Raw genomic sequence first — 11,904 nt, 5'->3', positions numbered from 1 at the left:
TCGACCCATGGCAATCCGACACGTGAGGAGCGCCAGCTTGTCGGCGGCATTTATTTGTCCTGGAGCCGATACCTCAAGCAGCAGCCGTCCGGCAAGCGCATGGAAGTGCTGAAGCTGCTGGAGCAGGGCATCCAGATCAGCCCGGAAAGCCAGGATCTCATCATGGCGTTCCTCGGTGACTGTGAGGAACTGACCAGCGAGCCTGCGGAGCGCCAGCGCTATGTGGAGCGGATCCTGAGCAATGGAGGGATCTCCTCATCCTTTCTCCATTACTACTTGGGGGTGATGGACTGGAAGCAGGGCAACCGCGAGTCTGCGAAGTCGCATTTCGAGCTCGCCAGTTCACTCAATCCTGGATTTAAGGTGATCGGCAACAATCTGGCGATGGCCATTGCGTCGGTTTCCACGGACCGCGCTGAACTGGAAAAGGCGCTGGCGATGATCGATGAACTGCTGAAGGCGGAGCCAAACAATCCGTTCTTCCTTGATACCCGAGGCCATGTGTATGCCAAGCTGGGCAAGTATAAAGAAGCCGTGGGTGATTTTGAGCGTTCGCTGCCCAATGCCCGAGACAAGAAGTCCTGTCACGTCAAACTGGCGGATCTGTATGAACACCTGGGCATGAAAGATCTGGCGTCCAAGCATCGGTCGGAATCTCTTGTACACATGGACGATGCGTCGGGAGCGAAATCGGCTGCGCGGTAAGCTGATTCGATGAGCAGGAGGCTTGGTTCGCGTGGGTTTGTTTGCAGATGAACGGCAGTCTGAAGTGTGCTGAACAGCGTAACCCATTTGCGGTCTAAAGAGCGCGCACCTTGACATCGGGGGTGAAAGCATGCCCTAAGTAGGCCCATTTTCCGATACAACCTGTTCATACGCACATGCCCAAAACCCTGATCATTGCCGAAAAGCCCAGTGTCGCAGCCGATCTTGCCCGCGCACTTGCCAAAGCCCCCGGCATGAAGCCCTTCGCGAAAGAGAAGGACTGGTATGAGAATGAAACGCATGTGATCTCTTCCGCCGTGGGCCATTTGCTGGAACTCGGCATGCCCATGGTGGACGGAAAGAAGATCGGCTGGGGCTTCACCAGCCTGCCGATCATGCCGGAGCAGTTTGAGCTCAACCCCATCGAGCAAAGCGCGGACCGTTACAAGCTGCTGACCAAGCTGCTGAAGCGCAAGGACGTGGACAGTGTGATCAATGCCTGCGATGCCGGGCGTGAGGGCGAGCTGATTTTCCGCTACATCATGGATGCGAGCGGCTGCAAGAAGCCGGTGCAGCGGTTGTGGATGCAGTCGATGACCCAGGGCTCGATTCTCGATGCCTACAAGCATCTGCGCACCAACGAGCAGATGCTGCCGCTGGCCGACGCGGCAAAGTGCCGCAGCGAAAGCGACTGGCTGGTGGGCATCAATGGCACACGTGCGCTGACCGCGCTGAATTCGCGCCATGGCGGCTTCCGCCTCACGCCGGTGGGACGGGTGCAGACACCGACGCTGTCTGTGCTGGCGCAGCGTGAGCATGACATCGCCGCCTTTGTGCCGCGCACATATTTTGAGGCCATCGCGCTGTTTGAGGTGAAGGCAGGCCAGTATTCAGGCCGCTGGATTGATGAACGCTTCAAGAAGGACGAGAACGACGAGCACAAGAAAGCCGAGCGTCTTTGGGACGAGGGCACCGCGCAGGCGATCGCCGATCGCTGCAAGGGCAAGCCCGGGATCATCGAGCAGATCACCAAGCCGACGCGACAGGCCCCTCCCCTGCTCTACGATTTGACGAGCCTGCAGCGTGAAGCGAGCAACCGCTTCGGCTTTTCGGCACGGCGCACGCTGCAAATCGCGCAGGCGCTTTATGAAAAGTTCAAGGTGCTGACTTATCCTCGTACGGATTCACGCCACCTGCCGGAAGATTATCTCGGCACGGTGACGGAAACTTTGCAGACTTTCGCCAGCCATGACAGCCGCAAGCAGGACGCCCTGCCGCATGAACTGGGCACGCACGCTGCCACGGCGCTGGACAAGAAGTGGGTGAAGCTCAACAAGCGCATTTTCGACAGCAGCAAGGTCAGTGATCACTTTGCCATCATCCCCACCGGTCAGATTCCGCCGAAGGAACTTCCAGAAGCCGAGCAGAAGCTGTTCGACATGGTGGCACGCCGATTTGTAGCGGTGTTTTTCCCTGCGGCCGAGTTTGAAGTGACCACGCGCATCACACGGGTGGGGCAGGATGCGTTTCAGAGCAACGGCAAGGTCCTCAAGGAGCCGGGCTGGCTTGGGGTCTATGGTAAAAAGGCGGCAGAAGAAGCAGCTGAAGGTGGCGAGGATGCCGCCAAGCTGCTGGTGGCTGCGAATCCTGGCGACAAAGCCGAGACTTTGGATGTCGAGGTGAACGAGCACCAGACCAAGCCTCCACCGCGCTTCACAGAAGCCACCATCCTTTCCATGATGGAAGGTGCCGGCAAACTCGTGGAGGACGAAGAACTCGCCGAAGCGATGAGCGAACGCGGTCTCGGAACGCCAGCGACGCGCGCTGCAATCATTGAAGGTCTGATCATGGACCGGTATATCGAACGTGTGCAGCGTGACTTCCACGTGACGGCCAAGGGGCTGGCCCTGATTGAGCAGATCAGCGCCATCGGCATTGATGCGCTCAGCTCGCCGGAAATGACCGGCCAGTGGGAATACAAGCTGCGCCAGATGGAGCACCGGGAGCTCGACCGTGCCAGTTTCATGCGGGATATCCGCCACCTGACCAAGCAGGTCGTGGAAAAAACCAAGGCCTACTCCAAGGCAGCCAAGGACAAGGTGTTCCCTGACTTCCAGGCCACCTGCGGCGTGTGCGGCAGCAAGGACGGCTACAAGCAGACCGAGGAATTCTACGGCTGCAAAAATCCGAAGTGCAAGGTGCGTGTCTTCAAGTCGGTGGCGAGCCGCGCGCTCAGCGAAGATGAAATTCGCACGCTGATCGAAACACGCTTCCTCGGTCCGCTCGAAGGCTTCCGCAGCAAAAAGGGCAAGGACTTCAGCGCGGCGCTGCAGATCAAGGACGACATGAAGATCGCCTTCGTCTTTGGCGACGGTTCAGATCCTGACAGCATCAACTGGGACGAGTGCCCGGTGATCGCCGACTGCCCGGTGTGCGCCAAGAAAGGCCGCAAGGGAGAGAAGATCTACGAAACAGCAGACGCCTATCAGTGCAAAATCAACGCCACCGAGACTTCCAAGTGCAACGCTAGGCTGCCCAAGAAGCTGTGCCAGAAGGACATCACGCCGGAAAATGCGCGCGAATTCTTCGTCGATGGCAAGACCTCGCTAATCACGGGCATGATCTCCAAACGCGGCCGCCCCTTCAGCACCTTCTTGGTCTGCACGCCCGGTGAGAAACGTATCATGGGCTGGGAGTTCCCGCCGCGTGAAGCGAAACCGAAGGCTGAGAAGAAGGCGAAGAAGCCGGCTGGCGTCAGCGGGCGGTGAGGATGTTTTGCGGGCACTCACGCCTGCAACGAATGTTCCCGTCTCCATCCTGCGGACGGGAACCTTGGTGTTGCGAAGGTGGCCAGCTTCTGGCTGCACCGCATGGCTTCAAGCTTGGCCATGTACTTGATCCACCTTCCAGTCCGCCGGCAGCAGGTCTCTCGCGTGCTGCGGCGCCAGCACCAAGGGGGAGAATTCATCACCCTACCGGGCTCACCCGCAGTTGCCGCAGGGTGTAGAGAGGCTCGGCGGACTGACTGAGTCGTCGCGCTCCTTGTTTTCTCCTGGGGCCAAACAGCTCCCGCTGCGCCTCGAAGATGCCTTCCACGAACGCTCGGCTGCCCAGCACCATGCCGTCGGTGAAGTAACGCACGCGCAGCTGCACCAACTCCGCAGGGCTCAGTTTCCCTTTATCCGCCAGCACCGCACGTGAGCTCTCCGCGCTCACACCGCGCTGTAAAACCGTTTCATTCTGCGCATCCTTGATCTCACTCCCCTCCGTGTGCAGCAGGCAGCGGTAGGCCTCGGAGGCACCGGCGCTGCGCCAGCCGTCCACGGGTTTGCCCAAGGCTTTGCACAGGCCGCGCTGGGCTCTCCGGCTGCCGCCCAGTGCCTCGGCATACCCGCACCAGCGATACTCCTTCGGGTCCTTCACCACGCCCGCCCGCACCGGGTTCAGATCGATGTACGCCGCCATCGTGCGCAGCGGCTCGCCCTTGGCCTCCACCAGCACGCTCTTGAAGCGGTCCATCCACAGCGTGCCACGCCGACCGCGCCGCTTGTTGAACCAGCGGCTGAAGCGCTCTTTGATTTCCTTCACGAAGAGGGAGAGATCGCAGAAGCGCTTTTTGAGTGCCTCCAGCTTCTGCTCCGCCAGCACCGCCATGCCGCGTGAGCGGAAGTCCGCCAGCTCATCGCGCAGCAGGCCCAGGTAGGCCTTGCTGTAAAGGGTGCTCAGATGCTCAAAGAGCTTCGCCTCCCCCTGCGACCCCGCAAAACGCTCCAGCCAGGTCTTGCGATGCGGCACCTCGGCAAGGAGGTGGAAGTGATTGCCCATGAGGCAGTAGGTCACGATCTTGATGCCGGAGAACTCGGCCATGCGCCAGATGACGCGGCGCAACGCTTCTTTTTCGACGTCATCGAACCAGATCTCACCGCCGCAGGTACGGGACATGACGTGGTAGCAGTAGGACTCCAGCGGCCCTTTGCCCAAAATGCGCCGCCGCCCACCGGACCAGGAACGCGCGGCAGGATAGAGGCCTGTTTTGGCATTCACGCCGATGAGTTGCTCCTCAAGCGGTGGAGACTGGGGATCAGATGATTGAGTGACCTTCATGGCGGGAAGTTGGGCAAAAAACGTGCGAAGTCAATTAACTAAATGCCTGGCATTATTCATTATTCAATTTCGAGGGCGGGCGCCGTGGGAGGTCCAAAGGTTGCGTAGCAAAGCACGAGCGGAGCTACCGCTTTCGACGGGAGATAGGCGTGCGTGCGACGTGGGAGGTCCGAAGGCGGGAGCTGTGAATTTTCGCAAGCTGGTCAACTCGCGCATGCCATGAGTCGCTCGAAAGCGGCAGTTCCACCCTTTCAGGGTTGCGCAGCCGCATTGATTCGCTGTCGCTCACCCCTTCGGGGCAGCCTGCGGCTGTCTATCTCCGCTTCGCTCCGGTTCCAAAGACGTTGGGCATGCGGCTGATCAAACGGTCAAGTTGCAGCGCAACTGGACTACTTTGTTTTCACCAGATGGGCGTATTTGGTCTTCCAGTCTTCGGGAAGGCGGGCGGGGCGGCCTTCGGGCATTTGGACGAGGGCGAGGGACTGGCGGCAGGTGATGAGGAGGGCGTTGTCTTCGGCGCGGCGCATTTCGAAAGAGCACCAGAAGCGCACGCGCTCGACGGTTTCGAGGCGGCCGTGGATGATGAGTTCATCCCCGAGCTTCGCGGGCTTTTTGTAGTCGATCTCGGTGCGGACGACCACGGGGAAAAGGTGGGTGTGGGCCATGTCACGCAGCTTCATGCCCATCAGGCCAGCCAGGCGCGTACGAGCGGTTTCGATCATGCGGAGATAGGCGATGTTGTGGACGACGCCACCACAGTCGGTGTCGAAAAACATCACCTCTTCGCGGGTTTCAATGGTCGGCGTGTGCTGCATGTCAGTTCAAATCCAAAGCGGCACGTACAGCGGCCTCATCGATACCCCGCAGCCCAAATACGCGCAGCACGGTGTCTTCGATGAGATTGTTGGGGCAGGAGGCGCCGGCAGTGATGCCGACGGTCACCGGGCCGTCACCGGCCAGTTTGTTGGAATAGCTTTCCTTCTCTGCTTTGAGGTGCAGGTCAAAATGGACAATCTGCTCCAGCGATTTGAGGCAGTCAGCGGTGCGAATGAAAAAGGTCGGGAGCTGCTGCTCGCCGATTTCGACGAGATGCGTGGTGTTGGAGCTGTTGTAGCCGCCGACGACGAGGAGAACGTCCAAGGGCTGCTTGAGCAGGCCAAAGAGCGAATCCTGACGCTCCTGCGTGGCACCGCAGATGGTGTCGAAGACCTGGAAATTGGTGACACCGGCTTCGGGGCCGTGGCGATCCAGAACGGCCTGACGCAGGCGACGCTGAACTTCCTCAGTCTCCGATTTGAGCATGGTGGTCTGATTGGCGACCCCGACACGGGTGAGATGCAGGTCTGGATCGAAGCCATCAGAATGAGCAGTGGCCGGGAAGCGCTTCATGAAGGCATCCTTGTCACCACCGTTGCGAATGTAGTCACAAACGTAATCGACATCGGCCAGAGTGAGCACCACGAGGTAGTTGCCCATGCCGTCGTCGCCCATGGCACGGGAGGAGGTGGCGCGGGTTTCTTCATGGCTGGCTTTGCCGTGAATGATGGAGGTGAAGCCAGTCTTGGCATACTGCCGGACGCGCTTCCAGACGCTCATGACATCGCCGCAGGTGGTGTCGACCACCATGCAGCCGCGGGCGGCAATCAGCTTCATGAGCCGTGTTTCTGCGCCGAAGGCGGGCACGATCACCACGTCTTCCGCCGTCATGGTGGCGACCATGGCCTCATGATCGACATTGGGAATGCTCACAACGCCCATTTCAGTGAGCTGGCGGTTCACTTCTTGATTGTGGATGATCTCACCCAGCAGGAAAACGCGGCGGTCGGCAAAGACTTTGCGGGCGGCGTAGGCGAGATCGATGGCGCGTTCAACACCGTAGCAGAAGCCAAAATCACGGGCGAGACGCACCGTGGTGCTGCCGATCTGAATCACGCTGCCTTTGGCGCGGATTTGCTCAACAATGCGGCTGCGATAATGCGTCTCCACCTCGGCCTGCACACGCTCCATGACCTCCGGAGTGCGAACATTCACACGACGGGACACTGGAACGGGTGCAGACATGAGATGGAGATTGAGATGACTCAGTAGTACATTTTGCCCTTGGCCGCGTCTTCGAAGACCTTGTTGCTGTTCATATACGAATCTGGCGGGTCGGCGAGCTTGCTATCATCAAGCACTGGCAGGGTTTTGCCAATGGTGGCGTCTTCTGGCTGTGAAGCGGCGATGTTGATGGGGGTGCCGATCTTGACCATGCTGAAAATCTTCTGCGCGGACTTGATGGGCAGACGGACGCAGCCGTGGGTGCAGGGATAAGGCTTCACCCAGCCCCAGTGCATGCCGTAGGCGGACTTGAACTCCATCCAGTAGGTCATCGGATAACCAGCGCCGGGGCTGCTGACACGACGGCGATTGGCCACCTTGCTGTAGATAGTCCAATTACCGGGGGGGGTCGGGGCGCTGGCGGTGCCGACGGAGCATGGGGTCGCGAGCAGCACTTCGTTGCCTTCCATCACGTAAACACGCTGGGCTCCGGTGCTGAGCTTCAAACGCACATTCGAGGGATTTTTCACCGGCTTCGTCACTGGGTCATAACTCAGGGAGGAATGACCTCCTGTTTTCACGGCGGCGCAGTTACTGAGAGCGAGAGCAAGTCCGGCAAAGGCAAGCGCCTTCAAGGAACCGCTGAGGATAGAGTGGTGCGAATTCATAGAGGCTGCGCATGTAGCACATGATTCCCCTCACTCCACCGTTTTTCTTTCTGGATGATCCTCTTGCAGAGATCGCGAAACTTTGCCCTCGTTGCGGCGTTGTATCGCCCCACATGCCCACCCCTACTTTGATTGACGTCCTCGTGCGTACCGCCGCCAGCGCTGGATGCGAAGAACCCACCCGGCTGCGCCATGCCCTCGAAGTGGCCTCCGACAACCGCCAGCCACTCATGGATGCCGTGGTGGACAGCACGATGGTGGATGAAGACCGCTTCTTTGCCCAGCTCGCCACCGGCCTAGGCATGCCGTATGCCGAGGAAGGCGCTGGAGAGGCTGCGGAAGGACTGCGCAACAACTTCCCTGCCAAGCTGGCGCTGCGCCACCGCATCTGCCCGCTGCATGTGGCCAGCGGTGAAGCGACGATCCTGACCTACAATCCCTTCGACCTCAGCGCACGTCAGGCGGTGGGTCAGGAACTGCGCAAACGCGTGCACTGGCAGATCGCCCCGCGCCACCGCATCCTCGAAGCGCTTCATCAAGGCTACGGGGTCGGCGCGGAAAACTTCGAAGAGCTGCTGGAAGGCCGCGAAGGCGGCGACGAGCACGACGACATGAAGCAGGAAACCACGGTGCTGGATGAGGCGGATGAAGAGGCCACGGTGCTCAACTTTGTGAACCAGATCTTCCGTGAAGCCCTGAAGGAACGCGCCACGGACATTCACATGGAGCCGCTGGAGCGAGATCTGCGCATCCGCTACCGTGTGGACGGCAAGCTGCTGGAAGTCCCCGTGCCGCCGAACATGCGACTGCTGCAGGCCTCGCTCATTTCGCGACTTAAGATCATGGCGCATCTGGATATCGCCGAGCGACGCATGCCGCAGGATGGTCGTATCAACCTGGAACTCGATGGCGAACCCATCGACGTGCGCGTGGCGACGATTCCGAGTGTGAACGGCGAATCCGTCGCGCTCCGCCTGCTGACTCGCAAAAAATTTGACCTGATGGCGCTTGGGCTCGACCCGGCCACGGAAGCGACGATTCGTAAACTGCTCGCGGCGCCGAACGGCATCATCCTCGTCACAGGCCCAACGGGTTCCGGGAAATCCTCCACGCTGTACACCTTCCTCAAGGAGCTCAACACGAAGGAGCGCCGCATCGTCACCATCGAAGACCCGGTGGAAAACAAGCTCGACGGCATCATCCAGATCGCGGTGAAGCCGGAGATTGATCTCACCTTCGCGGCCGGACTGCGCAGCATTCTGCGTGGCGACCCGAATGTGATTATGGTTGGGGAAATGCGCGACCAGGAAACGGTTGAGATCGCTATTCGTGGTGCTTTAACGGGTCACCTTGTTTTCTCGACGCTGCACACCAATGACGCAGTCGGCGGCATCTCGCGTCTGCTGGACATGGGCATCGAGCCCTTCATGATTTCGTCCTCGGTGCGGGCCTTCCAGGCGCAACGCCTGGTGCGTACGCTGTGCGGATTGTGCAAGCAGCCCGCGCACCATGAGGAAAGCCATCTGCGCAGCATTGGGTTCCCGTTGGAGTGGAAGGACAAGCTGTTCAATCCCGTCGGCTGCCGCGCCTGCCGTAACACCGGTTTCACCGGACGTCTGGCGATCATGGAAATCTGCCTCATGACGGAAGCCTTGCAGGACAAGATCAACAAACGCGCCAACACCATGGAGCTCAAGGCGCAGGCGCTGAAGGACGGCATGGTGCCCATGAGGCAGTACGGGTTCCGCAAAGCGTCCCAAGGGGTGACCACCCTCGAAGAAGTCATGACCGTGACGGCAGCGACCGAGTAGTGTTGCAATTCCGCACCTGATTCTGTATTCTAAACCATGATTCTCTCCATCGATCCTCCCATCGAAATTCCGCTTGAGAGCATGAGTCTGGCACACAAGCTCGCTCTGAAGGAGGCGCTGGATCAAGATCTGCAAACTGCCTGCCAGACTGATCAGACAGGAGTGCCCCAAGACTGGTATTTCAAGGTTCTAGCTGAACGGGAAAAGCGTCTGGCCTCAGGAGAGTCCCATCTCATGGAGCTTGACGATTTCATCACCGCCATGCGACAGACGATGCCATGAGGGTCAGAGTCACCAGTGATGCTCTCAACGATTTGCAGGAGAGCTATGACTTCTACGAACAACAGGAGAAAGGCCTCGGAGGCTATTTTCGTCGGTCCATTGAGCAGGATTTGCAGAGCCTGTGCACAACGGCAGGCATTCACAGCGGAATCCATGGCTATCACCACGTAAACTCAAAGATTTTCAACTCCATCTTCTATTACCGCATGGAGCAGCACTCTGCCGTCGTTATGGCCATCCTCGATGCTCGCATCGATCCCTCCACGCGTGACCGCCTCCTCTCACAACGAGGCTAAGTCATTTGCCATTCTCCGTATGCCCGCATTTACCTACACTGCTCTCACCACCACCGGCCAGACCGTCACAGGATCCGTCACGGTCGGTTCGCGTGCGGAGGCGTTTCGGAAGATCGAATCCCAGGCACTGACGCCGGTGAAGGTGACGCAGGATGAAAAATCTGATGCAGCGAAAGCGAAAATCGCGGCGGCAACCGGTGGGCCTGTGAAGCTGAAGCGTGCCCAGCTCATTTTGTTCACGGAAGAAGTCGCGGATCTCCTGGATGGCGGCCTGCAGATCGACCAGGCGTTTCGGGTGATGCAGGAACGGCAGGAATCGGGAGCGCTACGGATTATTGCGACCACAATGCGCAACGAACTGCGCGAGGGTTCATCCGTGGCGAAAGCGCTGAGGAAGGCTTCGCCCAGCTTTGATGATCTGTACTGCAATCTCGCCGCTGCGGGAGAGGTGAGCGGCTCTCTGCCGAGCATTCTGCGGCGTCTGGCCAACAATCTGGCGGTGATGGCGGACCTTCAGGCCAAGGTGACGCAGGCGATGATCTACCCGGCATTTCTGCTCGGTGCGTGCGTGGTGCTGATGGTGGTGTTCATGACCTTCATGGTGCCGCAGATCATGGACTTGATGGGCAAGAACGGGCAGAAGCTTCCGGCAGCCACACAGTTGCTCATCAGCTTCAATCAATTCATGGGCCAGTGGTGGTGGGCCATCGGCGCAGCCATCACGGCGGGTGTGCTGACCTTTCGCGGCTACATTTCCAGCCCAGCCGGCCGGATGTGGTGGGATGAGACGAAGCTCAAGCTCCCGCTGTTCGGTGCCATCATGAGCATGCGCTTTTACGCGCAGTTCGCGCATTCGCTGGGTAACCTGATCACCAACGGGGTGCCGCTGCTGAACAGCATCCGACTGGTTTCCAAGATTTCCTCCAACGTCTTCATCCAGTCGCTGCTGGCCAAGGTCACCGCCCAGGTCTCCGAAGGCGCCCCACTTTCCAACACGCTGCGCAAGGTCGGCAGCTTTCCACTGCTGCTGGCGGACATGATCGCCGTGGGCGAGCAGACGGGCCAGCTCGGCAAATCGATGGAGAAATGCGCCATCCGTTACGACAAGGAACTCGACAAGCGTATCAAACGCATGACCTCGATGATCACGCCGGTCATCCTGATCGTCATGGCCGTGATGGTCGGCACGGTGGCATATTCCATCGTTGCGGCCATCGCCCAAAGCGTCACGGGCATCCGTGGCGGTGGTTAAAACTGGTGAAACCAACTTCATTTCCTCCTGTTCATCTCTCCATAAATCCTGTTCAATCGTCCCGTCATGAAAATCCGCACATCGAACCCCAACACACACACCGCCGCCGCTTTCACGCTGATCGAAATCGTGATCACGCTGACCATCATCGCCATCCTGGCCTCCGGCTCGATTTACCTGCTCAAGGGTCAGATCGATTCCGCCAAGGACACACGCGTGGACAGCGATTTGCAGGCCATCGGGCTGGCGCTGCAGTCCTATGAATCCCGTGCGCTGCGCATGCCGACGACCGAGCAGGGGCTGATGGCGCTGGTGGAAAAGCCGACGCAGGAGCCGATCCCTGAAAACTACCGAGCTTTCATGGAAGAGCTGCCCAAAGATCCTTGGGGCCTGCCTTACAAATATCGCTTCCCCGCACAGAAATCGAAGAAGCCCTACGATGTCTGGACGGCTGGCCCAAATGGAATCGACGGCGACGAAGATGACCTCGGCAACTGGAAGAAGACGGCGGCCAAATAATTCCCCTTTCATGTCATGATCCCGCCTGCCTCAGCTTTCGATGCGTCACCTCCCATTCAGGTGCATCGGAACCTTGGCTTTCTCATGGCAGTACTTTTCGCTTCACTGGTCCTGTCCGCGACCTTGTCGCCGAGAGTCTGTTCGAGCATTGCCGAGCTGATCAAGAACAACCCTGATCTCGGCAATTACTCGCGTGTCACTGCGGAACTCAATTCTCTAGAAGCCGC

The 11,904-nt window shown here is 59.2% G+C and carries 12 protein-coding genes; 8 read left to right on the top strand and 4 right to left on the bottom strand.

All coding sequences use genetic code 11. The features are described 5' to 3' along the window. Positions 1-705: tetratricopeptide repeat protein (locus ACIREA_RS15550; protein WP_397383205.1), on the top strand; the 705-nt coding region annotated here is incomplete at its 5' end. Positions 706-881: 176 nt separating this feature from the next. Further along, a complete protein-coding gene (locus ACIREA_RS15545; protein ID WP_397383204.1) occupies positions 882-3,473 on the top strand; it encodes a DNA topoisomerase III in 2,592 nt (863 codons plus the stop codon). 199 nt (positions 3,474-3,672) lie between these two features. Here ACIREA_RS15545 and ACIREA_RS15540 read toward each other — a convergent pair whose 3' ends face one another. From ACIREA_RS15540 to ACIREA_RS15525, 4 genes are all read right to left on the bottom strand, one after another. Then, on the bottom strand, positions 3,673-4,809 hold the full coding sequence (locus ACIREA_RS15540) for a transposase (RefSeq protein ID WP_397383203.1): 1,137 nt from the start codon (positions 4,807-4,809) through the stop codon (positions 3,673-3,675). 389 nt (positions 4,810-5,198) lie between these two features. Then, complete coding sequence (locus ACIREA_RS15535; protein ID WP_397383202.1) at positions 5,199-5,624, bottom strand: acyl-CoA thioesterase; 426 nt, start codon at positions 5,622-5,624, stop codon at positions 5,199-5,201. 1 nt (position 5,625) lies between these two features. Continuing rightward, positions 5,626-6,870, bottom strand: a complete 1,245-nt coding sequence (locus ACIREA_RS15530) for a 4-hydroxy-3-methylbut-2-enyl diphosphate reductase (protein WP_397383201.1) — start codon at positions 6,868-6,870, stop codon at positions 5,626-5,628. Between the two features lie 20 nt (positions 6,871-6,890). After that, positions 6,891-7,517, bottom strand: a complete 627-nt coding sequence (locus tag ACIREA_RS15525) for a L,D-transpeptidase (protein ID WP_397383200.1) — start codon at positions 7,515-7,517, stop codon at positions 6,891-6,893. Positions 7,518-7,630: 113 nt separating this feature from the next. On the opposite strand from ACIREA_RS15525, the gene ACIREA_RS15520 reads away from it, so the two are divergent. The 6 genes from ACIREA_RS15520 to ACIREA_RS15495 all read left to right on the top strand — a co-directional run. After that, positions 7,631-9,328 carry a GspE/PulE family protein gene (locus tag ACIREA_RS15520; RefSeq protein ID WP_397383199.1) on the top strand — a complete coding sequence of 566 codons (1,698 nt, stop codon included), beginning with the start codon at positions 7,631-7,633 and terminating at the stop codon, positions 9,326-9,328. 36 nt (positions 9,329-9,364) lie between these two features. Continuing rightward, positions 9,365-9,610, top strand: coding sequence for a hypothetical protein (locus ACIREA_RS15515; RefSeq protein WP_397383198.1), 246 nt, complete (start codon positions 9,365-9,367; stop codon positions 9,608-9,610). Next, positions 9,607-9,906 carry a type II toxin-antitoxin system RelE/ParE family toxin gene (locus ACIREA_RS15510; protein ID WP_397383197.1) on the top strand — a complete coding sequence of 100 codons (300 nt, stop codon included), beginning with the start codon at positions 9,607-9,609 and terminating at the stop codon, positions 9,904-9,906. Before ACIREA_RS15515 ends, ACIREA_RS15510 begins: the two co-directional genes overlap by 4 nt. A gap of 19 nt (positions 9,907-9,925) precedes the next feature. After that, positions 9,926-11,158: a type II secretion system F family protein gene (locus tag ACIREA_RS15505; RefSeq protein ID WP_397383196.1), complete on the top strand. Its 1,233-nt coding sequence runs from the start codon at positions 9,926-9,928 to the stop codon at positions 11,156-11,158. A 66-nt stretch (positions 11,159-11,224) separates the two neighbouring features. Beyond that, positions 11,225-11,677: a type II secretion system major pseudopilin GspG gene (gene gspG / locus ACIREA_RS15500; RefSeq protein ID WP_397383195.1), complete on the top strand. Its 453-nt coding sequence runs from the start codon at positions 11,225-11,227 to the stop codon at positions 11,675-11,677. A gap of 15 nt (positions 11,678-11,692) precedes the next feature. Beyond that, on the top strand, positions 11,693-11,904 hold a 212-nt coding region (locus tag ACIREA_RS15495), incomplete at its 3' end, for a hypothetical protein (protein WP_397383194.1).

The sequence above is a fragment of the Prosthecobacter sp. genome (genome assembly GCF_044373815.1).
Taxonomy (GTDB): Bacteria; Verrucomicrobiota; Verrucomicrobiia; order Verrucomicrobiales; family Verrucomicrobiaceae; genus Prosthecobacter.
The sequence above is the reverse complement of the archived record's forward strand: the minus strand, read 5'-3'. Positions and strand labels throughout refer to the sequence as shown.